We start from the raw sequence: 25,040 nt of genomic DNA on the forward strand, positions 1-25,040 counted from the left end.
AGCGTTACAGCACCCTGGCACCCGCACCCTGGCACCCTGGCATGTCAGGCGCCGGTCCCGCTGTCGGTTTCGTTGCCGGTCTCATTTATCGCAGCCATCAGGTCGTCAGGATGGACCATCAATTCGCGCACTTGCCACAGCGTCGGATATTGGTTGAGCACGCTGTGCCAGCGGGGCGATTCCAGTAGCTGGTGCCAGACCGGCGCAAGCGCGGCTGAATTCGCGGCTTGTGCGTGCGCCAGCGCGCCAGCGAAGTCGAGGCTGGCCTGCGCCGACAGCAGCTGCATCCGGCTGGCGGCGCCGAGCAGGCGCGGACCGGCTTCGGCAGGCGCATCGCAGCAATACAGCACCGTGCCGGCAAGGCCGGCCGCGTCGGCGCGCAGCGCGCCGAGCGAGGCACCATGCAGGCGTACCACGCCTTGCTGCGTATCGAACGCATAGACCGTGTCCCTGTCGGCATGCGCCAGCAAGCGCAGGCCGCGCAGCAGCTTGGGCAGGTCGGTGGTGGCGGCATCGACGGAGGCCTTGGCCTCTGCGAGCAGGCAGATCTCCCACGCCGGTGGTTCCTCAACCGGCAGCACCTGCCTGAGCAGCACCGCATCCCATTCGGTCTTGGCACGTTCATGCGTGGCGGGGATCGAAGCCGGCACGCGCATCGAGGTCACGACACGGTATGACGCCGGCGCTCGCCCGGACGCGTTGAGTCGCTGCGCCAGCGCCTCCAGTGCCTGTGCGGCCTGTGCCTCGACGGCAGCGCCACGCTGCCGGGCGGCGACGCCTTGCGCACTGGCGCCGGCGCTTCCGGAGCGGGGGCCATGCCGCTCCCACAGCAGCTGGTACTGGCGGACCAGGTCATCGGACGCCAGCGCTTCAAGACGCTGCAGGCGCTTCAGCGCGGGACTGTCGAGCAGCCTGGCCAGGCCCTGGGCACCGTTCGCGATCTCCGGCATATCGGGCAGGCTGCGCACGGCTTCGTGCAGCGCGGACCAGGATGAGGCGGCGGCGCAGGCGTGGAGCCGGGCCAATGCTTCGCGCCACGGACCTGGCACGAGGCGTTGCTGCCGGCCCGGATGGGCGATGGCATTGACGGCGGCCTGGACTTCGCGGCGGTCCTGGCCGGCGCCCGCGGACAGCGAGGCGTACTCGCGCACGTGCGCCGCCCGGTGCCGCATGACCATGGCCTGGAACACCGGGTCGCCCGCATCCGCGCGCAGCGCTTCGCGGATCAGGTGCGCGAGCGCGTCGACGAAGCGGTCTTTCAGGGCCGCGGTTGGCGTGTCCCCGCGTGCCACGGCTGCGCGAGCCTGTTCGATCGCGAGCGCGAGCGTCGTGGCCGGGCTGTGTGACTGCGGATCGGAAACTGCGGCGGCACTTGCCGGCAGGCGATAGCGGCGCGCGACGGCGCGAAGCGTTGCATCGAGTAGAGCAGGCGCGGACAACGGTGGCATGGCAAAGGAAGAGGGGGCGCAGGGGCCGCACACGGCCGGCGCACGCGGACCTGGTCAAGTCTCGGCAATCCGCAAGGGTTTGTCCATCGCGGACACGGCTCGCTGTACGTTAATGACGGATTTCCGACATGCGGCGCATGGCCGGAAATCCGCAGGCGGGCGCTGCTGGCCGCATGGGCGTCGCGGCGTTTCCACAGCGCCGTCCGTGTGCTTCCTCATTCGCCTTGCGCCGTAATAGAATCGGGGCTTTGCAAATACCGTGCGGGGTACCGACAGGCTTGACGCGTCCTGTCGTCAAGGTCCCGGCATGACAACAATCCCCGGCGACAGCGTGGCCGGGCAGGGCGGGTCGATTCACACCGTATGCACGCATTCACGTATGACGCCGTCCTGGCGAACGACGAAGCGGAATGGGCCCGCGACGACGAGGCGGATCGCGCGCCGCCATCTCCGGCCGGGCGGCACGGCTGGGCCTTGCTGGAAGCGTCGGAAGGGCTGGCCCTGCATGTCGGCCTGACCGGCCAGATCCTGCACGCCACCCGTGCATCGGGCGCGCTGCTGGGCCTGCCGTACGCGTACCTGAGCCGCGCGGCCATGCGCGACATTCTTCCCATCGGCGAATACGAACGCACCGCTGCGCTGTGGCAGGCCTGCCTGCTGGATGGCCAGGCCCGGCGGACCACCGTCCGGTTCACCGATGCCTCGGCCGGCAGCCGCTATGTCGATCTGCAGATCCGCCGCGACACCGACGAATCCGGACAGGCCTCGCTGCTGCTGTTCGGGACCGATGTCACGGCGTGGATGCAGAAGCTGCAGCAGCTGACGGAACAGTCGCTGATCGATCCGTTGACCGGGATCGGCAACCGCAACCTCATTCGCCGCCGGATTGAACAGTACCTGGCCGGGGAGCATCCGGCGGGACGCCGGCTGGCGGTCGCGCTGATGGACCTGGACGGATTCAAGAAGATCAACGATTCCCTCGGGCATGGCGCCGGCGATGCCTTGCTGAAGGAAATGGCGGCCCGTTTGCGCGGCGTGCTGCGCGGGACGGACACCGTGGCGCGGCTGGGCGGCGATGAATTCGTATTGCTGCTCGAGAACATCGCTGCCGACGAGGCAGCCGCCGACATCGTTGAACAGGTCATGCGGATATGCCGACAGCCATTCCAGCTGTCCGCACGCCAGATCCGTGTCACCACCAGCATCGGACTGGCCTTCGCCACCGGCGCCCAGGATTCCGATGCCGAGCTGCTGCGGCGCGCCGACCGGGCCATGTACGAGGCGAAGACGCTCGGCGGCAACCGGTGTTTCCGCTATTCGCCGGAGTTCGACGAGAGGCTCAACGAGCAGTTCCGCATCGAGCAAGACCTGTTCGAGGCCGTGCACAACGGCGAACTGTCGCTGCAGTACCAGCCCATCGTCAGCCTCGATGGCAGCAACCTGTGCGCGGTCGAGGCGCTGATGCGCTGGGATCGGGCCGGCCGCGCCGTGTCTCCCGAGATCTTCGTGCCGGTCGCGGAAAACAACGGCCTGATCCATCATCTCGGCGCCTGGGTGCTGCGCTGCGCCTGCGCCCAGCTTGCCATGTGGGATGCCAGGGGTGCGCACGTCGGCTACGTGTCGGTCAATGTGTCGCCGGTGCAGTTCAGCCATCCGGGCTTTGCCGACCAGGTGCGTAGCGCGATCCGCGATACCGGTGTCTGCGCCGGCCGGCTGGTGCTGGAAATCACCGAGGGGGCGCTGATGATCGATCCCGAAGCGGCGGGCCACGTCCTGACCGAGTTGCGGGCGCTGGGCATCCGCTTTGCGGTGGACGATTTTGGCACCGGCTACTCCAGCCTTTCATACCTGCGCCGGTTTCCGCTGTCGGCACTGAAGATCGACCGCAGCTTTGTCGCCGACATGGTCGATTCGCCGCACGCGCAGACCATTGTCTATGCGGTGCTCTCGCTGGCGCGCGAGCTTGGGCTGGCGGCGATCGCCGAAGGCGTCGAGACGGCATGCCAGCGCGAGCTGCTGGCCGCGCAGCGCTGCGAGATGGCACAGGGCTGGCACTATGGGCACGCCATGAGTCCCGCCGACCTCGAGGCGGCTTTCGCCGCGGGCAGGTGGCGCCTGGACGCCCCGACCCTGTTGCCGCAATGAGGCATGGCCATGGATAAACAGGCATTCCTCGACCAGCTCTGGGCCCGGCTCGCCGAGCAGGGAGATTTTCCGACGCTGCAGTATTGCATCGATCATGTCTTCAGTTCGCTCGATGCGGAGCGGAACGTCGGCGAAATGGCCAGCAGCATCTTGTCGGACTTCAGCCTGTCGCAGAAGATCATCCGGCTGTCCAACTCCGCCATGTACCGGTCGTTCGGCGGCGAAGTCACCACCGTTTCGCGCGCGATCATGGTGCTGGGGGTGGATACGATCATCCATCTGACGCTGGGCGTGCGCGTGCTCGACTTCTTCCAGACCATGCCGGAAAACCGGCCACGGGCGGCGCAAGCGCTCAAGCAGGCCATGGTCGCGGCCGAATTCACCCGGAGCCTGGCCGATGCGCGCGGCATCGCTGAGGGGGAGGAGGCCGTGGTCTGCACGCTGATGCACCATGTGAGCCGGCTGCTGCTGATCCTGTATGTGCCGGAGGCGTGGGACCGCATTACCGCAATGTGCGAGGCCGGTGCGCAAACCGGCGCGCAAACCGGTGCGCAAACCGGTGCGCAGGCCGGCGGGCAGATCAGCGAGGATGAGGCCTGCCGCGAAGTCCTGGGCGTGTCGCTCGGCGAAATCGCCCGGGCGGCTGCCGTCAAATGGCGCTTGCCCCCGCTGATCGCCGGCGCCATGAGCGCACCCCCGTTGCCGGAAGGCGCCATGCCGGAGGCGCATGCCGACTGGCTGGGCGCCGTCGCCCGATTGTCGTCGCAGGCCGCCGCATCGATCCTCGCAGGCCAGGACGACCCATCGGCCGACAGTCCGTTGCTGGCCGAGGCGCAACGGCTGGGCCTGGAGCCGGGGCACCTCGGGCGGGCGCTGGAACAGGCCAGGGTGCTCACCACCTCGATGGCGGCCACGGACGCCGCCAGCCAGGCCGGGGACGACGCCGGCGAGCAGGGCGGCAAGCCCGCCGACGCGCTGGCCAGGCTGCAACGGGCCGTCGCCGAAGTCCGGCAGGAGGGCCGTGCCATGTCCATTGCCGAACTGGCGCCCTTTGCGCTGGAGTCAGCGATGCGCGCGCTGAATTTCTCGCGCTGCTTCCTGATGCTGCTGAATCCGTCGGCCCGGCGCTTCGGTGCGCGGCTCGGCTTTGGCGAGGGCACGCGCGACAAGCTCGACCAGCTGTCCTTCGAAGAAGGCTTCGTTCCGGACGTGTTCCACTTCGCCACGCTGGCGGACCGGCCCTTGCTGATCGAGGACAGCTTTGACAAGGAGGCCGCGCACCGCGTGCCGCGCTGGTATCGCGAGGCCCTGCCCGATGCCCGCGCGCTGCTGCTGATCCCGGTGCGGGTGCGCAACCGCTGCGTGGCCCTGATTTGCGGCGACTGGGGAGAGGCGCGCTTCACCGGGTCGCTGAGCGCGGAGGAGGCCGACGCGATCGTCCAGCTGGCCGCGGAGATTTCGGCCGGCTTCCTGCGATCGGCACCGGCGCGCTAGGCCGGCGGCGCTGGCGCCGTCGCGCGCAGGCAGCCATCAGGAAATCTCCGGGCCGGAAAACGGGTGCTGCGGTGCTGCGCTGCACACATGGATTTGTGCCGCGCCAAGGCACACAATGCCTGCATGAGAGCTTCCCTGCATCCCGCCCGCGCCGTCGTCATGGTGTTCCTGCTGGCCATCGTGGTGGGCAGCGTGCTGCTGATGCTGCCCTGGTCGCGCGACGGCGGCGGCAGCGCACCATGGCTGACCGCGTTCTTCACGGCGGTGTCCGCGGTGTGCGTGGCCGGGCTGATCGTGGTCGATACCGGCACGTACTGGTCCGGATTTGGCCAGGTGGTCATCATGGTGCTGTTCCAGCTTGGCGGATTCGGCATGATGACGGCGTCGACGCTGCTGGGGCTGATGGTCAACCGCTCGCTGAGATTGCGCACCAAGCTGCTGACCCAGGTCGAGACCCACGCGATCGGGCTGGGCGATGTCGTCAGCGTGGCCAGGCTGGTGCTGGTGGTAACCATCGGGATGGAACTGTTGCTGGCTGCCTGGCTGTCGTGGCGGCTGCATTTCGCCTACGGCGCGCCGTGGGGCGACGCCGCCTGGAACGGGCTGTTCCATGCCATCTCCGCCTACAACAATGCCGGCTTCTCGACACATGCCGACAGCCTGGTCCGCTATGCGGCCGACCAGTGGGTGCTGCTGCCGGTGATGATGGCGGCGCTGGTCGGCGGCATCGGCTTTCCGGTACTGCACGACCTGCGCAACAAGACCTTCCACCCGCACCGCTGGTCGCTGCACAGCAAGCTGACGCTGGCCACCACCGGGGTGCTGTTCCTGGTGGGCCTGTGCGGCGTGCTGATGTTCGAGTGGACCAACGCACGCACGCTCGGCCCGATGGCCGCGGGACAGAAGCTGTTGTCGGCGGCCTTCGCCTCGGTCGCCGCGCGCACCGTCGGCTTCAACACCATCGACATCGGCGGCCTGACCCGCGAAAGCATTGCGCTGCATTATTTCCTGATGTTCGTCGGCGGCGGCAGCGCCAGCACCGCGGGCGGCGTCAAGGTCGGCACCATCGCGATCCTGGCGCTGCTGGTGATTGCCGAGATCCGCGGGCGCGCCGACAGCGAAGCCTTCGGGCGCCGCGTCAGCAGTTCGGCGCAGCGGCAGGCGATCACGGTGCTGGTGCTGGGCAGCGCGCTGACGACGATCGGGACGCTGGCCATCCTGTTTGTCACGGAATTCCCGACCGACCAGGTGATTTTCGAGGTCATCGCGGCCTTTGGCTCCGCGGGCCTGTCGACCGGCATTACCGCCGACCTGCCGGCTTCCGGCCAGCTGATCCTGGCCGGGCTGATGTATGCCGGCCGGGTCGGCACCATCACGCTCGCGGTATCCCTTGCCATGGGCGAGCGCCGTACGCCGTACCGTTATCCCGAGGAGCATCCAATTGTTGGCTAGATTGTTTTCCGAACAGTTCGCCTTCTCGGCAGGCGACAGCGTGGCCGTGATCGGGCTGGGGCGCTTCGGCGGTTCCGTGGCGCAGTCGCTGATGCGGCTGGGCCATGACGTCATGGGCATCGACAAGGATCCCGACCTGGTGCAGCGCTGGTCCAATGTGCTGACCTGCGCGATCCAGGCCGACTCGACCGACGTCAATGTCATGCGCCAGCTGGGGGTAGCGGATTTTTCACACGCCATCGTGGGCATCGGCACCGACATGTCGTCCAGCCTGATGACGCTGATGGCGCTGACCGAGCTGCAGATCAAGGACATCTGGGTCAAGGCGTTTACTCCCGAGCACGGGCAGATCGCGGAGCGCATCGGTGCGCACCATGTCGTCTATCCGGAAGCGGACATGGGCGCGCGGGTGGCCCACCTGATCACCGGCAAGATGATCGATTTCATCGAGTTCGACGACGGCTTTGCCATCGCGCGGATCCATGCGCCGGCGTCCACCCATAACAAGACCTTGCTGATGTCCCATGTCCGGGAGCAGTTCGGCGTGACGGTGGTGGGCATCAAGCGCGGCAACGCGGAGTTCGAGCACGCCACGGCGGCCACCATGGTGCTGCCCGGCGACCTGCTGGTGGTGTCGGGCCTGACCAGCAAGATCGAGCGCTTTGCCGGCAGTTCGGAAAAGAGGTAGGGCAGGGGCAAGGGCCGCAGTTGCCGTGTAAGCTTCACGTTGATTGCAGCACAGCGAGAGCCCAGGAGAAGGGCATGACCCTTGCCGATACCGTCCCGCCCCCAGACCTTTACATCACCGCCGAACTGGAACGCCGGCCGCCCAGGCGCATTGACCACCAGGTCGAGAAGCTTGCGCTGAAGGACATCGCGGCGCAGATGCTCGACCACCCCGAGCAGGTGCTGCCAAGGCTGGTCGAGCGCGCGATGCAGCTGACCGGCGCGATCTCGGCCGGGATCAGCGTATTCGAACTCGAGCGCGGCACGACTACAGCCCCTGCGGCGTGTGCCTGGACCGCTTCGAACCGATCTTGACGCGGCATCCGGAACGCTACTATGCCTGGATCGCCGAGGCTGGCGTGGTCTGCCCCGAGGTGCTGCTGGTTCCGCTGTACATGGCGCACGGGCAGCCGCTCGGAACCCTGTGGATCGTCGCCGAGGAAACCGGGCACTTCGATGCCGGGCATGCCGGCGTGATGCAGGAGCTGTCAGGCCGCGGCCGGCTCTTCGACAGATAGCGCCGGTTCAAGCCGATTGCCCCCCCGCGATTTCGCGCGGTACAGCGCGCGGTCCGCGGCGGCAAGCCCGTCGGCCAACGCCGGCACTTCGTTGTCGAACCGCGCCAGGCCAATGCTGACCGTTGCCGGAACCCGGATGCTGTCGATGCGGCCCGGGATGGCATCGGCGAAGCGTCTGGCAATGGCCTCGCCCAGCGCGCGGGCGCGGCGTGCGTCTTCGCCGCATAGCAGCGCCGCGAACTCTTCTCCGCCGATGCGCGCCAGCAGCACGTTGGGACCAAGGACGCCGCGGGCGGTTTCCGCAAAGGACTTCAGCACCTTGTCGCCCGCCTGGTGCCCGTACCGGTCGTTGATCGCCTTGAACTGGTCGAGGTCGAACGCGAGCCACGCAACCGGACGGGAGCAGCCTGCGTGGCCGAGCAGACGTGCGCCTTCTTCAAAAAACCAGCGGCGGTTGCCGAGCCGGGTCAGGTAATCGGTCTGGGATTCGCGCAACAGCTGGCCGTGGGTCTCCTCGCGCACGAGCTTGAGCAGGGCCATCGGCAACAGGACCGAGTACAGCACGCCCTCGTAGACGGTGATCTTGCTGGCCATCGACTGGATCGACGGTCCGTATGCCGTCACCAGCCATGGCAGGACACAGGCCCGGACGGCGTAGAAGAGAGCATGGATCCCTGTCACCGCCACGACGACGCGGCGTGCATGCAGCGCTTTCATCGGCTCGCAGCGCAGCATCTCGAGTACGGTCAGCGCGCTGACCACCGCAATCGGGAACGAGCTGACGTAGTTCCACATGGCCTCCGGCCAGCGCGTGCCCGCCACCGCCCAGGCCAGCGCCATGCCAGCCAGCACGGCGGCCGATGTGCCGCGATACCGGCGCCCGCGCAACGATGCGACCGCGCAGAGGACCAGCAGGTAGCCGCTGAGAATGACGAGATTGCAGAGGGCCGGGCCGATCGCACTGGGCAGGTTGCGACGAAACAGCACGGCCGTGCACCCGATCGCGAGCGTCGCGAAGCCTGCAGCCAGGGTCCGCAATGCCTTGCCATGCGTGGGATGGGACCGATGCTCCCAGTACGTCATCCCGGCACTGGCGAGAAGGGTTCCGATTGCTAGGAGATAAAGGGTGAGGAGATCGACGTACATCCCAAATGTAAAGACATGGTGCCGGCAGCTGGCGGGAGCACGTGGATTCTACGTGGGAAACACGATAGCGCGTGCCAGGCATCATTGGCGCGGGCCCTGCGGGCCTGCTGCTATCGCAGCTTTTGCATCTTGCAGGTATTGAGTCCGTCGTTCTTGAATCAAGAAGCCGGGACGCAATTGAAGCCACGACTCGGGCTGGCATTCTCGAACATGGAACCGTCGATCTGATGGAGCGCATCGGAGCTGGGGGCGCCTGAAGCGCGAAGGCTTCCGACACGACGGCATCCGCGCACGCCTGGAAACCAGGGATGGCTGGCTACCTGCGGAAGGACCGATCTTTAGCAAGGTCTTCACCTACGTTTTGACGTGGCAGGGCTGGCTGTACGTGGCATTCGTGATCGACGTGTTCGCGCGCCGCATCGTCGGCTGGCGGGTCAGTTCGTCGATGACCACGGACTTCGTTCTGGATCAGATGTCGAAGTAGAGGTGGAATTCCCACGGGTGCGGCCGCAACTTCAATGTGTCAATCTCGCGTGTGCGCTTGTAGTCAATCCAGGTCCTGATCAGGTCTTCAGTGAAGACATCTCCCTTTCGCAGGAACGCTGAGTCGGATTCCAACGCAGAAAGCGACTCTTCGAGCGAGCCTGGAACCTGCCGGATACTGGCCGCTTCCTCCGGTGGCAAATCATAGATGTTCTTGTCGAGCGGGTCGCCCGGGTCCGTCTGGTTTTCAATGCCGTCAAGGCCGGCGAGCAGCATTGCCGAGAAGGCGAGGTAGGCATTGGCCGACGGGTCAGGACAGCGAAATTCCACGCGTCTGGCGCTTGGGGAATCCGAAACCATTGGAATCCTGGCTGCGGCAGACCGGTTGCGCTGCGACATGGCCAGATTGACAGGCGCCTCGTATCCGGGCACCAGTCGCTTGTAGGAGTTTGTGCTCGGCGCGCAGAAAGCCATCAGGGCGGGGGCGTGCCTGAGCAAGCCGCCTATGTACCAACGGCACATCTGCGACGTCTGCGCCCAACCGTTCTCGTCATAGAAGAGGTTCTGGCCGCCGCGCCAGAGGCTCTGGTGGCAATGCATGCCGCTCGCGTTGTCGGCAAACAGGGGCTTGGGCATGAATGTGGCGACCTTGCCGTGGCGGCGTGCAACATTCTTGCAGATGTACTTGTACATCATCACGTTGTCTGCCATTCGGGTCAGTGGCGCAAAGCGCATGTCGATTTCATTCTGGCCCGCCGTGGCTACCTCATGGTGATGCACCTCGACCTGGACGCCTGCCTGCATCAGCGCGAGTACGATTTCGGAGCGGATATCCTGCAGCGTATCGCTTGGCGGCACGGGAAAGTATCCTCCCTTGTAGTTCTGCTTGTAGCCAAGATTGCCTCCGCCATAGGCGCCTTCGTCGCGACCCGAGGCCCATTCGCCTTCGGCCGATTCGACATAGTAGTAGCCGGAGTGCTGGTCCTGCCCGAAGCGAATGGAGTCGAAAATGAAGAATTCCAGTTCGGGGCCAATGTAGCAAACCGTAGCCAGGCCGGTTTGCTGGAGGTACAGCTCCGCCTTTCGTGCGATGTGGCGCGGATCGCGCGAATATGGCTGGTGCAGGACCGGGTCCAGCACGTCGCAGATCAGCGCCAGCGTGGGTGCCGTGCAAAACGGATCGACGAATGCTGTGGCGGGGTCAGGCCTGACCAGCATGTCGGACTCGTGTATTTCCTGGAAACCACGAATGGAAGACCCGTCGAACCCGATGCCGGCCGAGAACAAATCGTCGTTGACTTCCGGCAGCGTGATCGAGAAGTGCTGCCACATGCCGGGCAAGTCGGTGAACCTCAGGTCAACGACCTGGATCGCGTGCTTCCTGATCAGCGCGATGACTTCACCGGGGTTTTGCGGCGGTGCAACCTGATAGCTGCCGGGTTCGATTGAGACCGTGCTCATAACTGCCTCCGTCGTCTGGCCCCCGGAGCATAGTCCAACATTAGTCTGTCAGATACCGATTGCAAAGGGCCTCACCAACGTGTGCGGTTTTCCCGAAACGGGCTTTATGTGTGAAAGCCGCGTTCTCATCAGGCAGTTCGCCACAACGCAGATACTTGGAGGCAAGTGATGTACGGCGATCTTTTGAGGGGAGCCTGGCGATTGTCTGGATCGAACATCTGTGCGGCATTGAACATACGGTGGCGAAGCTTTTTTATACCGTCCTTGAGGTGGAAAGGCGCATCGCGCGGCAAAGCACCGGAGGCAATTTTGGCATCACTACTTTATGGTGCCGGTTGGGCCGGCGGACTGGTGTTTGTGATCGGATTGTTCACCAGTATCCTGATCGCGCTGGAACTCGGCCGGCTGGTATGGCAATGGCAGGTTGCGTCCGGCCGCGAACCGGAGACTACGGGCGTCGGCGCGGTCGCAAGCGCGATATTTGCGCTGCTTGGACTATTGATTGCCTTCACCTTTTCCGGGGCGGCAAGCCGCTTTGATATGCGGCGTACGCTGATTGTCCAGGAAGCCAACGACATCGGCACTGCTTACATGCGCCTGGATCTGCTGCCACAACCGGCACGTGGCGAGTTGCAGGAGATATTCAGGCAGTATCTCGATGCCCGGCTTGATGCCTATCGAGCCGTTCCTGACCGCAAACGCGTCGATGCCGCCCTGGCACGTTCGGACGTGCTGCGTGAACGCCTCTGGACGGATTCCGTCATGGCGTCTCAGCGAACCTCCAGTACGGCGGCAACCATGCTTCTGCTGCCAGCGCTCAATGCAGCGTTCGATACGGCATCGACCCGGCTCGCCTCAACGAAGGAACATCCGCCGAGCGTCATCTTCGGCATGCTTTTCGCGCTTTGCTGGATTGGGGCTTTGTTCGCGGGCTATGGCATGGCCGGCCGCGGTCCTCGAAACTGGTTGCATGCGCTTTTCTTCGTGGCCTCGTTGACGATGACGCTCTATGTCATCGTCGACCTGGAGTTTCCTCGTTTAGGCCTGATTCGCGTTGACGCTTTCGACGAGGTGTTGCAGGAGGTCCGCACTGGAATGCAGAAATGAACTGAGCGGCGCCGCAGCGCGCCAGTGCCACGAAACAGGTGGCGGTCCTCCGCCCATCCTGTCTTCGTGCTGTTGCCTTCATACCAGTTCCTGTTTGGTCCCAATCACTATCGAGCCCGGCCCTGGTAAGAGGCTCGGCCCGTGTTTTTGCCCGGTGCGAAGCGCTTGGGTCACTCGCCATCCGCGCCAGGTTCGCGCAGTGCCCGAATACCGGGGGGCGACCACGTCCTTCCTGCAACACGGCTTACCGCACTCACAAAAAGATTCACTTCACTTCCCCCCTCCCGTCATAGAAGATTCCCCAGCATCTCCATCGCTGGCCTGAAGCCGCACGCGGCCGGGCGATTGTCCAGTCAACCGGGAGTTCACCATGGCACGCATACCGGCCCTGTCCCTGCTCGTCATCGCGCTGGCGGCCTGCAGCAGCACGCCGCCCGCGCCGCCAGCCGCTACGTCTGCAACCTCGGCCGCATCCGCGGCGGCGCCGGCACAGGCACAGGCGCAACCTCAGCCGCAGCCGAACGCAGTCGACCCCGCGGTGATCCAGGCGCTCAACGACATGGGCAAGTACCTGCAGTCGCTGCGCCAGTTCGAGGTGTTTATCGACCTGTCGGGCGAACGGGTGCTGCAGGACGGCCAGAAGCTGCAGCACACCGCCACGGCGGACCTGGATGTGCAGCGGCCGGACCGGCTGCGCGCGCTGATGCGCAGCGCGCGCTCGCAGCGCGACCTGATCTATGACGGCAAGAAAGTCACGCTGTACTCGCCTGCGCAGAAATCGTACTCGCAGGCCGATTTCAGCGACAACCTGGGCGTGCTGGCGCAGCGGCTGCGCGAGCGCTTCGGGGTCGAGATCCCGTCGGCCGACCTGTTCCTGTGGGGCACGCCCGAGGCGCCGGTGGACAACATCGAATCGGCGATGAACGCCGGGCAGGACATCGTTGGCGGCGAGCTGTGCGACCACTATGCGTTCCGCCAGGGGCAGCTCGACTGGCAGATCTGGATCGCCACCGGCAACCGTCCGCTGCCGCGCAAGCTCGTCATCACCAACCGGTCCGACGAGGCCAGGCCGCAATCGGTCACGCAATACAGGTGGAACCTGAATCCGAGGTTCGGCAATTCAGCGTTCGCCTTCGCGCCGCCCAAGGACGCCAGGAAGGCGGAGTTCGTTCCCCTGAAGGCCACCCGGTAACGGGGCCATGGACACAAGGAGCATTGCCATGACCTACACATTCGCAAAGCCGCTCGCGGTGTGCACGGCCGCGCTCGTGCTGGTGGCGTCCGGCTGGACTCCGGTGGCCGAGGCCGCCCGCGGCGACAGGGGGGGCGGGCATGCCGCTGCCGGGGGACATGCCGCAGGCGGGCAGCGCGCCGCTGCCGGCGGCGCCAACCGAGAAGCGCGACAGGTGAACAACCAGCGTGCCGACGCGCGCACCAACAATGTCCGCAACACCAGCGTCAACAACGTCAACGCCAACCGCAACGTCAACGTCAATACGAGCCGTAACGTCAACGTGAACGTCGACAGTCACGGCGGCTGCTGCGGGTGGGACAACGATTACCACCCGGTGGCGACGGCCGCGGCGGTGACCGCCACCGTTGCCGTGACGTCGGCGGTGGTGGGGTCCATGGTGCGCTCGGTCCCGCCGAGCTGCGTGCCGGTCAACTACGGCGGCATGGTCTACCAGCAGTGCGGCAGTACCTGGTACATGCCGCAGGGCGCGCAGTACGTCGTGGTCAATCCGCCGTACTGATGGCTGATGGCGGGCTTACCCATGGCGCCGCTGCAGGTCATGGAATGACAGCAGTTCGCCCGCCATCGCACTGGCGGCCACGGTAGGCGGGCTGGCCAGCCACACCTGCCCGGGCCCCGAGCGTCCGGGGAAATTCCGGTTGATCGAGCTGACCGTCACCTGCCCGGCCCGTTCCGACGAGCCCGGGCCGCAGTTGGCGCACGCCCCGCACGATGGTTGCAGGATACGCGCGCCAGCCGCGTGGAACGTTTCCATGTAGCCCTGGCGGATGCAGTAGTCCCGGACGTCGGTGGTGCCGAACTGCAGGTAGAGCGTGACGTGCGACGGCAGCCGCAGGCCGCGCTGCGCCATGATCCGCGCGCTCCAGCCACGTACCGCGGAGGCTATGCCGGGAACGGTATTACCGCCCACGGTGCGATTTCAATAGACGGAGACAAGGAATGCGGACAACGCTGTTTCGGCGGGCGTGCCATGCGCTTGCGGGTATCACCACACTGGCCGTGCTGGGGGGCCTGCCCGGCGCGGTCAAACCGCAGGACACCAGGCCGCTCAGGCTGATCGTGCCGACCCAGCCGGGCTCGCAGGCAGACGCCGTGGCGCGTGCGCTGAGCCAGCCGCTGGGCAAGCACCTGGGCCAGTCGGTGGTGGTCGAGAATATCGCCGGTGCCGGCGGCGTGCCGGGCACGCAGCAGATCGTCAGGGCGCCGAAAGACGGGGCGACGCTGGGCCTGATCTCGTCGAACCACGTGATCAACCCGTTTATCTACAAGAACCTGCCCTATGACTCGCTCAGGGACATCACGCCGATCACGGTGATCGGCACGCTGCCGCTGGTGCTGGTCGTCAATCCTTCGGTCAACGCGCAAACCACCCGCGAACTGGTGGCGCTGCTCAAGGCAAAGCCGGGCGAACTCAACTGTGGTTCGTCGGGCAACGGCACGGTGCTGCATCTGGCTGGCCAGCTGTTCGCCAGCGAAGCGAAGGTCGATATCCGGCATGTGCCCTACAAGGGCGCCGGCAACTACACCACGGACCTGATCGGCGGCCAGGTGCAGGTCGGCTTTTTGACGGTGCAGGCGGTGCTGCCGCTGCTCAAGGCCGGCAAGCTGAAGGCCATCGCGGTGTCGACCGCGCAGCGCGTGCCGGCGCTGCCGGATGTGCCGACGCTGGCGGAGTCGGGCCTGCCGCGCTACAGCTTCGATGCCTGGCTGGCGATCGTCGGTCCGGCGGGCATGCCGACGGCCAGCGTATCGGCGCTGCAGTCCAGGATCCAGGCCACGCTGCAGGAGCGCGAGGTGCAGGAGCACCTGGCGGCGCAGGGCGTGGTTGTGGCGGCCACGGGTGCCGACGCGGCCGTGCCGTTCTTCCGCAGCGAGCTGGACAAGCATGCAACGATCGTCAGGCAGGCGGGGGCGACGCTGAACTAAGGCAACGTACCTGGCACCGGGGGGCCGCCGCTTGCGGCGGGCCTGTGGTTGCTGACAACACTTGGATCCGCGAATGTTGTCTCCCCTCTCCCATAAATTGTATGGACCGGGGACAAAGGTAACAGGTGTGCCAGGACATGGGTAACACTTTTCCCGCTTAGTCAGCGGGAGGACAACGTTGCCGTGGAGCCAAATCACCGTGAAGCAGCAAAGAGAAGAGTTCGTCCGCCTGGCACGCCAGGCGGACGCCAATATTGCGGAGCTTTGCCGCCGCTTTTGCATCAGTCGCAAGACCGGTTACAAGTGGTTGAACCGAGAAGATCTGGACGACCGAACTCGGCGGCCACATAGCTCTCCCGGCCGAACTCCAGCGGCAGTCGAAGAGAGCGTGCTAGCGATACGAGCCGAACATTCGGCTTGGGGCGCCCGCAAGATCGCACGCGTGCTGGAACGTGACCACTGCGTCCAAATCGCTCCCAGCACAGTCAATTGGGTGCTGCGCCGCCATGGCTTGATCGATCCGGCCGCCAGTGCGGCCGCTACAGCATGGCAGCGCTTCGAGCACGACCGGCCCAATGCACTATGGCAAATTGACTTTAAAGGCCACTTCGCCACCGACACGCAGCGGTGCCATCCGCTCACAGTCTTGGACGATCACTCCCGCTTCAATGTGCTGCTCAGGGCCTTGGGCAACGAACAGTTTGAATCCGTACAGGAAGCGTTAGAGAACGCGTTCGCGCGCTACGGGCTGCCCGAGCGGATCAATGCAGACAATGGCCCACCTTGGGGTTCTCCGGTGCCCCGGGCACTTACCACGTTGGGCGCTTGGCTGATTCGCCTGGGCGTGCGGCTCAGTCATAGCCGACCTCGCCATCCTCAGACCAACGGTAAGGACGAGCGCTTCCATCGAACCATGCAGGCAGAGCTGCTGGCCAACCAGCGCTTCCGGGATCTGGATGATGCGCAGCATCACTTCAGCCATTGGCGCCACGTGTACAACTTCAAGCGCCCACACCACGCGCTGGATATGGAGACACCCGCAAGCCGCTATGCGCCTAGTCCACGGGCGATGCCGCACGAACTCCCGCCCATCGAGTACGGCAGCGATGACATCGTGCGAAAGGTAGGCGACGGTGGGCGCATCTGCTTCCGAGGAAAGACGTTCCGGGTCGGACGAGCCTTGATCGGAACGCCCGTAGCGTTGCGCCCTCGCGTGGATCTGGACGGCACCTTTGACGTCTACTTCTGCCATCAAAAGGTGGCCACAATAGACCTACAGCAGGCCGACTAAACTGATGACTGCACTGTTACCCATGTCCCGGCACATGTGTTACCCATGTCCCCGGTCTATACAATAAATGGGAGAGGGGAGACAACAGGCGGGAAATAAACGCAGCTTTTCTTTTCCGTTGCCTACAGCGCGGCGCAATCCTCGGGATCCACGACAGCAACATGTGGCACCGGCTGCGGTGGGCCTGCCACGTCCTTCGGTTTCGGTTGGCCCGGGCCGGGCCCCATTGCCTGTCCCAGACGGGCACCACGTTGCAGCGCCACGTGGACCGCTTCGCCCTTGCTGCGTACGCCGAGCGCCTTGTACAGGGCGCTGCAATGGCACTTGACCGTCGCCACTGAAACGTTCAGCTGCCGGCTGATGGTCTTGGCCGGATAACCGCGTGCGAGCAGTACCAGGATTTCATACTGGCGCGGCGTGAGGCCGAGCATGTGGGCCTCGCCGGGCGAACGGGAGCCGGCCACGGTATCCGCCTTCGCGGCGGCACTGCCTTTGCGCGTGCCATCGGGCGATGCCGGTGCAATGCCCGGCCGCCGGCCGAACGGACCCAGGCTGACCTGGTAGCCGCTGGCGACCAGCTGTATCGCTGCTTCCAGCACATCGGGCCGCACCGATTTAGGCAGGCAACCCACGACGCCCGCCGCGACCTTGTCATCGACCCAGTTCCGGGGCGCGATGTCGCACAGTACCAGTATCCGCGCCGCGGGCCAGGTCCTGCCGACCTGGCATAGCAGCAGCCATGCCGCCTCCGCATCGTCCGGCAGGCCGAGCACGACCAGGGCGACGGCTTCGCCGGCAGCACGGTGCCCCGCGAGTTCCGCCGGGTCGACGGTGACGACCTCGCCGACGGCCCCGACGTGTTCCAGCGTCCTGCGCAACGCCACCCGCAGCAAGGGGTGGGATTCAATCAACAGCACCTTCATTGCACACTTCTCTCTTGCGCGCGGACGCGGCACCGCGCGCCGCGGCAGGAAGCGGCATGCGGCGCGTCCGGCGGCCGTGGTTTATGCGGCGACTCGCGTTGCGACTGCCGACGCGGTGGCGTGGCTCAGCCTGGATTGCGCAAGTTCGATCGCTTGCTGGAAGCGTTCCTGCGTCAGCTGGGCAAGTTCGGCCTGCGTTTCGGAAGCGATTTCGCATACCTGCCGCGTGTAGGCACAGGCCTTGTCGGCGGCAAGGGGCGTCAGGCCGTTCTGCATGTCGAGGACCTGGCGCAGGTCCCTGCTGGCCAGCAGCGCCTGCATGCGTTGCTGGCTTTCCTCGAAGGCGGCCTGCGCGGTCTGCAGGTTCAGCTCGGCGATCCGCTGGAAGCCGGCAAACAGGATGCTGGAGTAGGCGAAGCAGTCGGCGAAGCCGCTGCCGTGGGTGACAGCGAACTGATCGGGCGCGAAAACGGGCATGCAGTGGTTTCCTAGGATCCGCTGGGCATGGTTGCCCGACGGCAGGTTTGCTGGTGAACGCACGACCGGTGTGTGTCGAAGGAGGCACCCGACGTGCTGCGTTGCATCATGCGCGACCAATTCTAGAGTAAGCACTCTAAACAATGTGGTCGGGAGCCCTAGGGGGATTCCCCGATGGTTTCAGCGTTTTTGCACGGTTTTGTGCGTTCGTTTTCGTTTTGTTGGTGCATTCTCGTTGGCGTGCCCTGCAATTGTCCAAGGTCACGTCCATCACCGGAAAACGCACTATCCTTCGTCACATACGCCACCGCGTACGCCACCCACACCTCACTCTTGCGCCACGCTGTCCGCCGGCATCCCGTCTTCGCCGGCCTCCTGCTTGTTGTATTCCTGACAGTTCAGCTGGCAGCGGTCGCATACGCCTGTACCGGCACCCGCTACCAGCTGGAAGGCAGCGGCACCGCGGCGGCAATGACCGAATCGTGCGCGGACATGGCGCCTGGCAGCGACTACCAGGGCATTGACCAGAGCGGACTATGCCAGGCGCACTGCCAGGCCGATTCCAAGAGCGTGGACCACGCCTCTGCGCAGCTGCCGGCATTCCTGCCGGTGCTGAGGAGCATCGTGGAGCCCACGCGCGTGGTCCTTGCCGATGTCCGCGTCGCGCTGCGCGCGGAAGTGGAAGCCCGCGGCCCGCCGGCCCTGAACATCCTTCACTGCAGTTTCCAGACGTAGCCTCCGGATCGACGTCCATACAGTGCTGTCCCGCCAGACCGGGCAGCTGTCGTCGCTCACGGAGGCTATATGCTTTCTCTTCGTCGCCTGACACTGGCGCTGCTGTGCGCGCCTGCGCTGGGCCCGGCGTGGTTGCACGCCGCGGCTGCGCAAGCCGCCCCAACTCTTTCCCTCGAGGAGACCGTCGCGCTCGCGACCGCCCACGCGGGAAATGCCGAATCATCTCCCGGCGCCGTCGAGTCGGCCGTGCAAATGGCGGTCGCCGCCGGCCAGTTGCCGGACCCGGTGCTCAAGCTCGGGCTGAACAACGTCCCCCTGAACGGGCCGGACCAGTTCTCGCTGACCCGGGACTTCATGACCATGCGATCGGTCAGCGTGATGCAGGAATTCACGCGCGCGGACAAGCGCCGCGCAAGGGCGGCACGTTCCGCGGCCGAGGCGACTGCCGCCGAGGCGAAACGGGCTGTCGGACTGGCCGGCGTGCAACGCAACGCGGCCGGTGCCTGGCTTGATCTGTGGTACGCCGAGCAGGCCGCCGTCCTCCTCGGCCATCACGTCCACCCGCTGGATCTGGCGCTCCAGGCGGCGACGGCCGCCTATCGCAGCGGGCGCGGCTCGCGTGCGGATGTCCTGGCGATGGAGCTGGAAATCGAGAAGCTGCACGACCGCCAGGACGAAAGCCGTGCCGCTGTTGCCACGGCCATGCTCAATCTCGAGCGCTGGGTCGGGCCCGCGGCCAGGCGTCCGTTGTCGGAGCGCCCGCCGCTTGACGTGCCGCAAGGCATTCAGCACCTGTTGCAAGGCGAGTTCGACACGGTGCCTGAGGTGACGGCGGCGCAGCGCGAAGTGGCCCTGGCGGAGTCGGAGATCCAGGTGGCGACGGAAGCCCGCAAACCGGATGTGACGGTCGAGCTGATGTACAGCCAGCGCGGCCCGGCTTACTCCAACATGGGATCGCTCAATGTCAGCTTCCCGGTGCCCTGGGACCGCGGCAATCGCCAGGACCGCGATGTCGCAGCCAGGCTCGCACAGGCCAACGAGGCGCGCGCCAGGTTCGAAATCGTCCGCCGCAACACACAGGCCATGGTGGGCGCCAGGCTCGCCGAACTGCGGCGCAACCTGGAGCGGCTCAAGCGCTACGACGAGAAGACCTTGCCGCTCGCCCGCGCGCAAGCGGATGCCGCGCTCACGGCCTACCGGGCCAATACCGGGGCGCTGCCCGCTGTTGCCGAGGCCAGCCATCGCGCCATCGACATGGCGGCGGAACGGCTGGCACTGGAGGCCAGGACGGCCAGGCTCTGGGCCGACCTGACCTTCCTGATCCCTCTGCCGACCGCGCAGACCGGGCCGGCCATCAAGGATCTCAAATGAAGAAAGCAGTCATTGCCGCGGCCGCAGCCGCAGCCGTCGTTGTCGCCGGCGCCGCCATCTATGGCGCCTATCATCTTGGCGTCACGCGCGGGACACAACTTGCCCAGTCGGGGGCATCGGGCGCCGGGTCCGTGCTCAAGGCTGGCGACATCGACCCGAAGACCGGCAGGAGGATCCTGTACTGGCATGATCCGATGGTGCCCGGCCAGCGCTTCGACAGGCCGGGCAAGTCTCCCTTCATGGATATGCCGCTCGTGCCGGTCTATGCCGACGGGGAAGGCGGAGGCGGCGGGGTCACGGTCGACAGCCGTGTCGCGCAGAACCTCGGCATCCGCACGGCCGAGGTCATGACCGGCCGGATCAGCGCCGTGCTCGAGGCGCCAGGCAATGTCGCCATCGACGAGCGCAGTGTCCAGGTGATCCAGGCACGAACCAGCGGTTTCGTCCAGCATGTCGCGGTCAATGCAACCCTCGACCCGGTGCGGCGCGGGCAAGTCCTTGTAACGGTGTATTCGCCCGACTGGATCGCCGCGCAGGAGGAATACCTCGCCGTGTCCCGCGTGGCCGCCGATGGCGGGGTTGACCTGCGCGCTGCGGCCAGGGCCCGCATGCTGCAGGCAGGCATGACGCCAGGCCAGGTGCGCGCAGTCGAGTCGTCCGGCAAGCTGCAGCTTCATGCCGGCATCGTGAGTCCGGTCGACGGCGTCGTGACCGAGGTTGCGGTCCGCGAGGGCATGACGGTCTCCCCAGGCACGACACTGTTCCGCCTGGCCGACCTGAGCCGGATCTGGGTGATTGCCGAGGTCCCGGAGGGCCAGGCCCGCGCCATTGCTCCCGGCCAGGCGGTCAGGGTATTGCCCACCGGCGCAACCGAGCCGCTGGCCGGAACGATCGATACCGTCCTGCCGGACGTCAATCCGGCCACGCGTACCATCAAGGTGCGCATTGTCCTGCCCAACCAGGGCAGGCGGCTGTTGCCGGGCATGTTCGTGACAGCCCGTTTCGACAGCGTCGACAGCGGCGGGCAGGAAGAGGTGCTGATGATTCCGCTGGAATCCGTCATCCGCACCGGCCGGCGCAGCACCGTCATGGTGGATGCCGGCACGGCAGGCTTTGTGGCAACCGAGATCAAGACCGGACGCGAGGCCGCGGGCATGGTCGAGGTGCTGGAGGGGCTGCAGGCGGGCCAGAAGGTGGTCACCTCCGGACAATTCCTGATCGATTCGGAGGCCAGCCTGCGCGGCACCGCAGAGCGCATGGGTGCCTCCCCGGCGGCTTCCGCGCCGGCGGCAGCCACGCCCGGGCACGAGGGGCTCGGCCGGATCGAGTCAGTCAACGACACCGGGAGCCTGACGATCTCGCACGGCCCCATCCCCTCGTTGCAGTGGGGCGCGATGACCATGGATTTCGCGGCGCCGCCTGCCGGCCTGCCGAAGGGGCTCAAGCCCGGTGACCGCATCCGGTTCCGCTTCCACCTGGACAAGGACGGCATGGCGATCCTGTCATCGGTCGAGCCGGCGGGCACCACCCCGGAGGCCAAGCCATGATCGCCCGGCTGATTCTCGCGTCCATCCGCAACCGCTTCCTGGTGCTGCTGGTCACGGTCATGGTGACCGCATGGGGACTGTGGGCGGCGCGCAGCATGCCGCTCGATGCGTTGCCGGACCTGTCCGATGTGCAGGTGATCATCCGCACGCCGTTTCCCGGCCAGGCGCCGCAGATTGTGGAGAACCAGGTCACCTATCCGCTGACCACCACCATGCTGTCGGTGCCGGGCGCCAAAACCGTGCGTGGCTATTCGTTCTTTGGCGACTCCTTTGTCTACGTGCTGTTCGAGGATGGCACCGATCTCTATTGGGCACGGTCGCGGGTGCTGGAATACCTGAACCAGGTGCAGTCCCGCCTGCCCGCCGCCGCCAGGCCGGCACTGGGGCCGGACGCCACCGGCGTCGGCTGGATCTACGAGTACGCGCTGGTGGACAAGACCGGGCAGCATGACCTGAGCCAGTTGCGCGCGCTGCAGGACTGGTTCCTGCGCTTCGAGCTGAAGTCGCTGCCCAACGTCGCCGAGGTCGCCTCGCTGGGCGGCATGGTCAGGCAGTACCAGGTCGTGCTGATGCCGGATCGGCTGCGTGCCTACAACCTGTCGCAGGCCAGGGTGCTGGCGGCGCTCAGGGGGGCCAACCAGGAAACCGGCGGCTCGGTGCTGGAACTGGGGGAAGCGGAGTACATGGTCCGCGCCAGCGGATACCTGAAGACACTCGACGATTTCCGGCAGATCCCGCTGGTGACCAGCGAGGCCGGCATCCCGGTGCGGCTCGGCGATGTCGCCGTGATCCAGCTCGGTCCCGAGATGCGGCGCGGCATTGCCGAACTCGACGGCCAGGGCGAGGTCGCCGGCGGCGTCATCGTGATGCGCTCGGGCAAGAACGCGCTGGAAACCATCGAGGCGGTCAAGGCCAGGCTCGCCACGTTGCAGCAGAGCTTGCCGGCCGGCGTGCAGATCGTGACCACCTACGACCGCTCCGCGCTGATCAACCGGGCGGTGGAAAACCTGACGCACAAGCTGGCCGAAGAGTTTATCGTCGTCGCCCTGGTGTGCCTGGTCTTCCTGTTCCATCTGCGCTCCGCGCTGGTGGCCATCGTCTCATTGCCGCTGGGTGTGCTGGCCGCGTTCCTGGTCATGCGCTACCAGGGTGTCAATGCCGACATCATGTCGCTGGGCGGCATCGCGATCGCCATCGGCGCCATGGTCGATGCCGCGGTTGTCATGATCGAGAACGCGCACAAGCACCTGGAGCACTGGCATGCGGACCATCCCGGCCATGAGCTGGGCGCGCACGAGCGCTGGGGCGTGATCGGTGCGGCGGCAGCCGAGGTCGGGCCCGCGCTGTTCCTGTCGCTGCTGATCATCACGCTGTCGTTCATCCCGGTGTTCACGCTGGAGGCGCAGGAGGGCAGGCTGTTCTCGCCGCTGGCCTACACCAAGACCTATTCCATGGCCGCGGCGGCGGGCCTGTCCGTGACCCTGGTGCCGGTCCTGATGGGCTACATGATCCGCGGCAGGATCCCTGCCGAGCAGTCGAATCCGCTCAGCCGATGGCTGATCCGCGCCTACCGGCCGGTGCTGGCCAGGGTGCTTGCCTACCCGCGGGCCACCGTGGCGATCGCCGCGCTGCTGTTGCTTGCGACCGCGTGGCCGATCATGCGAATCGGCGGCGAATTCATGCCGCCGCTCGATGAGGGCGACCTGCTGTACATGCCGTCGGCACTGCCGGGGCTGTCCGTCGGCAAGGCAGCGCAGCTGCTGCAGCAGACCGACCGCATGATCAAGACCGTGCCGGAGGTGGCCACCGTGTTCGGCAAGGCGGGCCGCGCCGATACCGCGACCGATCCGGCGCCGATCGAGATGTTCGAGACCACCATCCAGTTCAAGCCGCGTGACCAGTGGCGTGCCGGCATGACGGCCGACAAGCTGGTGGAGGAGCTCGACCGCGTGGTGAAGGTGCCCGGCCTGTCCAATATCTGGGTGCCGCCGATCCGCAACCGCATCGACATGCTCGCCACCGGCATCAAGAGCCCCGTGGGCATCAAGGTGGCCGGCGCCGACCTGCAGGAAATCGACCGCCTTGCCATGCGCATCGAAGACGCCGTCAGGACGGTGCCTGGCGTCACCTCGGCGCTGGCCGAACGGCTGACCGGCGGGCGCTATATCGATGTCGACATCGACCGCATGGCGGCCGGCCGGTATGGCCTGAACATCGAGGATGTCCAGCGCATCGTGTCGTCGGCGATCGGCGGCGACAACGTGGGGGAAGTCGTCGACGGGCTGGCGCGTTTTCCCATCAACGTGCGTTATCCGCGCGACTACCGCGAATCGGTCGAGCAGCTGCGCAACCTCCCCATCGTCACCGACAGCGGCCAGCAGATCGTCCTGGCCGACGTTGCGCGCATCCAGGTGGTGCAGGGGCCGCCGATGCTGCGCAGCGAAAACGCCCGCCTGTCCGGCTGGGTGTACGTGGATATCCGCGGGCGCGACCTGCGCTCGGCCGTCCGGGACATGCAGGCCGCCGTGGCAAAGGCGGTGCCGATGCCGGCGGGCTACTCGCTCAGCTGGTCGGGGCAGTTCGAGTACCTGGAGCGGGCGACGGCGAAGCTGAAGGTGGTGGTGCCGTTCACGCTGCTGATCATCTTCGTGCTGCTTTACCTGGTGTTCGGCCGTCTCGACGAAGCGCTGCTGATCATGGGCACGCTGCCGCTGGCGCTGATCGGCGGGTTCTGGCTGCTCTACCTGCTGGGCTACAACCTGTCGGTGGCCGGCGTCGTCGGCTTCATTGCGCTGGCCGGGGTTGCGGCGGAGTTTGGCGTGATCATGCTGCTCTACCTGAAGCAGGCCTGGAGCGCACGCGAGGACCGTGGCGAGACCGGCTCGGCCGCCCTGATGGATGCCATCCAGGAAGGCGCGGTACTGCGCGTGCGCCCCAAAGCCATGACGGTCGCGGTGATTCTCGCCGGCCTGATTCCCATCATGTGGTCGCATGGCACGGGCTCGGAAGTCATGCAGCGCATTGCCGCCCCGATGGTCGGCGGCATGGTGACTGCGCCGTTGCTGTCCCTGTTTGTCGTGCCGGCGGTGTACCTGCTGATGCGCAGGCGCAAGACAAGATCCACCCCACTTTCCGCTCAACCCTCGCTTCAGGAGAAATCAGAGTGAAACACGTCAAGACTCTCGCAATCGTGCTGGCCCTCGCTGGCCCTCCGGCGGCATTCGCTGCGGGATCGATGGACGGCATGGACATGAAGCCGTCGGCCGGATTGAAGCAGGCTCCCCGCCCCGTTGCGGCCGAAATCAGGAAGATCGACATGAAGGCCGGCAAAGTCACCCTCAGGCATGACCCGATCGAGAACCTCGGCATGTCCGCCATGACCATGGCGTTCCCGGTCCAGGATCCCGCCTCGTTGAAGCATTTCAAGGAAGGCGAGTCGGTGTCGGTCACGTTCGACAACGTCAATGGCAAGCCGACCGTCGTGGAAATGCAGCGCAAGTAAGTGCGGCGCCGTACGCAGGAGCCCGGCGCGGGC

The 25,040-nt window shown here is 66.1% G+C and carries 21 protein-coding genes and 3 pseudogenes; 18 read left to right on the forward strand and 6 right to left on the reverse strand.

Going from position 1 to position 25,040, the window contains the following annotated elements:
* Positions 1-44: 44 nt before the first annotated feature.
* Positions 45-1,448, reverse strand: coding sequence for a hypothetical protein (locus tag JTE92_RS03605; RefSeq protein ID WP_063242006.1), 1,404 nt, complete (start codon positions 1,446-1,448; stop codon positions 45-47).
* Positions 1,449-1,811: 363 nt separating this feature from the next.
* Here JTE92_RS03605 and JTE92_RS03610 point away from each other — a divergent pair, with 363 nt between their 5' ends.
* From JTE92_RS03610 to JTE92_RS30335, 6 genes are all read left to right on the forward strand, one after another.
* Positions 1,812-3,593, forward strand: coding sequence for a putative bifunctional diguanylate cyclase/phosphodiesterase (locus tag JTE92_RS03610; protein WP_063242005.1), 1,782 nt, complete (start codon positions 1,812-1,814; stop codon positions 3,591-3,593).
* 9 nt (positions 3,594-3,602) lie between these two features.
* Positions 3,603-5,087, forward strand: coding sequence for an HDOD domain-containing protein (locus JTE92_RS03615; protein WP_063242032.1), 1,485 nt, complete (start codon positions 3,603-3,605; stop codon positions 5,085-5,087).
* Positions 5,088-5,210: 123 nt separating this feature from the next.
* Positions 5,211-6,539: a TrkH family potassium uptake protein gene (locus JTE92_RS03620; RefSeq protein WP_063242031.1), complete on the forward strand. Its 1,329-nt coding sequence runs from the start codon at positions 5,211-5,213 to the stop codon at positions 6,537-6,539.
* A complete protein-coding gene (locus JTE92_RS03625) occupies positions 6,529-7,227 on the forward strand; it encodes a potassium channel family protein (protein WP_174544900.1) in 699 nt (232 codons plus the stop codon). The genes JTE92_RS03620 and JTE92_RS03625 overlap by 11 nt, the downstream gene beginning before the upstream one ends.
* 74 nt (positions 7,228-7,301) lie before the next feature.
* Positions 7,302-7,580 (forward strand): hypothetical protein, encoded by a 279-nt coding sequence (locus JTE92_RS30330; RefSeq protein ID WP_063242003.1) that lies wholly within the window; start codon positions 7,302-7,304, stop codon positions 7,578-7,580.
* Positions 7,577-7,783, forward strand: a complete 207-nt coding sequence (locus JTE92_RS30335) for a hypothetical protein (RefSeq protein ID WP_063242002.1) — start codon at positions 7,577-7,579, stop codon at positions 7,781-7,783. Before JTE92_RS30330 ends, JTE92_RS30335 begins: the two co-directional genes overlap by 4 nt.
* Here the strand turns inward: JTE92_RS30335 and JTE92_RS03635 are convergent.
* Positions 7,754-8,929, reverse strand: a complete 1,176-nt coding sequence (locus JTE92_RS03635; protein ID WP_063242001.1) for a GGDEF domain-containing protein — start codon at positions 8,927-8,929, stop codon at positions 7,754-7,756. The two genes, JTE92_RS30335 and JTE92_RS03635, sit on opposite strands and share 30 nt — an antisense overlap.
* Positions 8,930-9,000: 71 nt before the next feature.
* Here JTE92_RS03635 and JTE92_RS03640 point away from each other — a divergent pair.
* Both JTE92_RS03640 and JTE92_RS03645 read left to right on the forward strand, forming a co-directional pair.
* Positions 9,001-9,230, forward strand: a pseudogene (locus tag JTE92_RS03640) (FAD-dependent monooxygenase); the annotation flags it as partial.
* 48 nt (positions 9,231-9,278) lie between these two features.
* Positions 9,279-9,410: pseudogene (locus JTE92_RS03645) on the forward strand (DDE-type integrase/transposase/recombinase); the annotation flags it as partial.
* Here JTE92_RS03645 and glnA read toward each other — a convergent pair.
* Entirely contained in the window at positions 9,398-10,873 is a 1,476-nt protein-coding gene (gene glnA / locus JTE92_RS03650) for a type I glutamate--ammonia ligase (RefSeq protein ID WP_063242000.1), read from the reverse strand. The pseudogene JTE92_RS03645 and the gene glnA sit on opposite strands and share 13 nt — an antisense overlap.
* 168 nt (positions 10,874-11,041) lie before the next feature.
* Here glnA and JTE92_RS03655 point away from each other — a divergent pair, with 168 nt between their 5' ends.
* From JTE92_RS03655 to JTE92_RS03665, 3 genes are all read left to right on the forward strand, one after another.
* Complete coding sequence (locus JTE92_RS03655; RefSeq protein ID WP_232353467.1) at positions 11,042-11,980, forward strand: bestrophin-like domain; 939 nt, start codon at positions 11,042-11,044, stop codon at positions 11,978-11,980.
* A 370-nt stretch (positions 11,981-12,350) separates the two neighbouring features.
* On the forward strand, positions 12,351-13,172 hold the full coding sequence (locus tag JTE92_RS03660; RefSeq protein ID WP_063241998.1) for a DUF2092 domain-containing protein: 822 nt from the start codon (positions 12,351-12,353) through the stop codon (positions 13,170-13,172).
* A 28-nt stretch (positions 13,173-13,200) separates the two neighbouring features.
* The gene (locus JTE92_RS03665; RefSeq protein WP_063241997.1) at positions 13,201-13,734 is read left to right on the forward strand and encodes a hypothetical protein; all 534 of its coding nucleotides are present in this window, start codon (positions 13,201-13,203) and stop codon (positions 13,732-13,734) included.
* A 15-nt stretch (positions 13,735-13,749) separates the two neighbouring features.
* On the opposite strand, the pseudogene JTE92_RS03670 reads toward JTE92_RS03665, so the two are convergent.
* Positions 13,750-14,082: pseudogene (locus JTE92_RS03670) on the reverse strand (aconitase family protein); the annotation flags it as partial.
* Positions 14,083-14,174: 92 nt separating this feature from the next.
* Here JTE92_RS03670 and JTE92_RS03675 point away from each other — a divergent pair.
* Both JTE92_RS03675 and JTE92_RS03680 read left to right on the forward strand, forming a co-directional pair.
* The gene (locus JTE92_RS03675) at positions 14,175-15,161 is read left to right on the forward strand and encodes a Bug family tripartite tricarboxylate transporter substrate binding protein (RefSeq protein ID WP_063241995.1); all 987 of its coding nucleotides are present in this window, start codon (positions 14,175-14,177) and stop codon (positions 15,159-15,161) included.
* A gap of 178 nt (positions 15,162-15,339) precedes the next feature.
* Positions 15,340-16,452 (forward strand): IS481 family transposase, encoded by a 1,113-nt coding sequence (locus JTE92_RS03680; RefSeq protein WP_116386808.1) that lies wholly within the window; start codon positions 15,340-15,342, stop codon positions 16,450-16,452.
* Positions 16,453-16,574: 122 nt separating this feature from the next.
* Here the strand turns inward: JTE92_RS03680 and JTE92_RS03685 are convergent, their stop codons facing one another.
* Together JTE92_RS03685 and phaP are read right to left on the reverse strand one after the other, a co-directional pair.
* Positions 16,575-17,375, reverse strand: coding sequence for a response regulator transcription factor (locus JTE92_RS03685; RefSeq protein ID WP_063240692.1), 801 nt, complete (start codon positions 17,373-17,375; stop codon positions 16,575-16,577).
* 81 nt (positions 17,376-17,456) lie between these two features.
* Complete coding sequence (gene phaP, locus JTE92_RS03690; protein WP_063240693.1) at positions 17,457-17,852, reverse strand: TIGR01841 family phasin; 396 nt, start codon at positions 17,850-17,852, stop codon at positions 17,457-17,459.
* Between the two features lie 333 nt (positions 17,853-18,185).
* On the opposite strand from phaP, the gene JTE92_RS03695 reads away from it, so the two are divergent.
* The 5 genes from JTE92_RS03695 to JTE92_RS03715 all read left to right on the forward strand — a co-directional run bounded on the left by JTE92_RS03695 (position 18,186) and on the right by JTE92_RS03715 (position 25,007).
* Positions 18,186-18,587, forward strand: a complete 402-nt coding sequence (locus JTE92_RS03695) for a hypothetical protein (RefSeq protein WP_063240694.1) — start codon at positions 18,186-18,188, stop codon at positions 18,585-18,587.
* 69 nt (positions 18,588-18,656) lie between these two features.
* The gene (locus tag JTE92_RS03700; RefSeq protein WP_063240695.1) at positions 18,657-19,958 is read left to right on the forward strand and encodes a TolC family protein; all 1,302 of its coding nucleotides are present in this window, start codon (positions 18,657-18,659) and stop codon (positions 19,956-19,958) included.
* Complete coding sequence (locus JTE92_RS03705; RefSeq protein ID WP_063240696.1) at positions 19,955-21,505, forward strand: efflux RND transporter periplasmic adaptor subunit; 1,551 nt, start codon at positions 19,955-19,957, stop codon at positions 21,503-21,505. Before JTE92_RS03700 ends, JTE92_RS03705 begins: the two co-directional genes overlap by 4 nt.
* Positions 21,502-24,672 (forward strand): efflux RND transporter permease subunit, encoded by a 3,171-nt coding sequence (locus JTE92_RS03710; RefSeq protein WP_063240697.1) that lies wholly within the window; start codon positions 21,502-21,504, stop codon positions 24,670-24,672. Before JTE92_RS03705 ends, JTE92_RS03710 begins: the two co-directional genes overlap by 4 nt.
* On the forward strand, positions 24,669-25,007 hold the full coding sequence (locus JTE92_RS03715) for a copper-binding protein (protein ID WP_063240698.1): 339 nt from the start codon (positions 24,669-24,671) through the stop codon (positions 25,005-25,007). The genes JTE92_RS03710 and JTE92_RS03715 overlap by 4 nt, the downstream gene beginning before the upstream one ends.
* The last annotated feature ends 33 nt before the right edge of the window (positions 25,008-25,040 follow it).

It is taken from the genome of Cupriavidus oxalaticus, from assembly GCF_016894385.1.
GTDB lineage: Bacteria > Pseudomonadota > Gammaproteobacteria > Burkholderiales > Burkholderiaceae > Cupriavidus > Cupriavidus oxalaticus.

Bases quoted from the DNA above. Each gene is read 5' to 3' on its own strand.
- JTE92_RS03620 (WP_063242031.1), top strand. From the start codon at position 5,211: ATGAGAGCTTCCCTGCATCCCGCCCGCGCCGTCGTCATGGTGTTCCTG.
- glnA (WP_063242000.1), bottom strand. From the start codon at position 10,873: ATGAGCACGGTCTCAATCGAACCCGGCAGCTATCAGGTTGCACCGCCG.
- JTE92_RS03655 (WP_232353467.1), top strand. From the start codon at position 11,042: ATGTACGGCGATCTTTTGAGGGGAGCCTGGCGATTGTCTGGATCGAAC.
- JTE92_RS03685 (WP_063240692.1), bottom strand. From the start codon at position 17,375: ATGAAGGTGCTGTTGATTGAATCCCACCCCTTGCTGCGGGTGGCGTTG.
- JTE92_RS03635 (WP_063242001.1), bottom strand. From the start codon at position 8,929: ATGTACGTCGATCTCCTCACCCTTTATCTCCTAGCAATCGGAACCCTT.
- JTE92_RS03615 (WP_063242032.1), top strand. From the start codon at position 3,603: ATGGATAAACAGGCATTCCTCGACCAGCTCTGGGCCCGGCTCGCCGAG.
- JTE92_RS03610 (WP_063242005.1), top strand. From the start codon at position 1,812: ATGCACGCATTCACGTATGACGCCGTCCTGGCGAACGACGAAGCGGAA.
- JTE92_RS30330 (WP_063242003.1), top strand. From the start codon at position 7,302: ATGACCCTTGCCGATACCGTCCCGCCCCCAGACCTTTACATCACCGCC.
- JTE92_RS03710 (WP_063240697.1), top strand. From the start codon at position 21,502: ATGATCGCCCGGCTGATTCTCGCGTCCATCCGCAACCGCTTCCTGGTG.
- JTE92_RS03705 (WP_063240696.1), top strand. From the start codon at position 19,955: ATGAAGAAAGCAGTCATTGCCGCGGCCGCAGCCGCAGCCGTCGTTGTC.
- JTE92_RS03660 (WP_063241998.1), top strand. From the start codon at position 12,351: ATGGCACGCATACCGGCCCTGTCCCTGCTCGTCATCGCGCTGGCGGCC.
- JTE92_RS03605 (WP_063242006.1), bottom strand. From the start codon at position 1,448: ATGCCACCGTTGTCCGCGCCTGCTCTACTCGATGCAACGCTTCGCGCC.
- phaP (WP_063240693.1), bottom strand. From the start codon at position 17,852: ATGCCCGTTTTCGCGCCCGATCAGTTCGCTGTCACCCACGGCAGCGGC.
- JTE92_RS03675 (WP_063241995.1), top strand. From the start codon at position 14,175: ATGCGGACAACGCTGTTTCGGCGGGCGTGCCATGCGCTTGCGGGTATC.
- JTE92_RS03665 (WP_063241997.1), top strand. From the start codon at position 13,201: ATGACCTACACATTCGCAAAGCCGCTCGCGGTGTGCACGGCCGCGCTC.
- JTE92_RS03700 (WP_063240695.1), top strand. From the start codon at position 18,657: ATGCTTTCTCTTCGTCGCCTGACACTGGCGCTGCTGTGCGCGCCTGCG.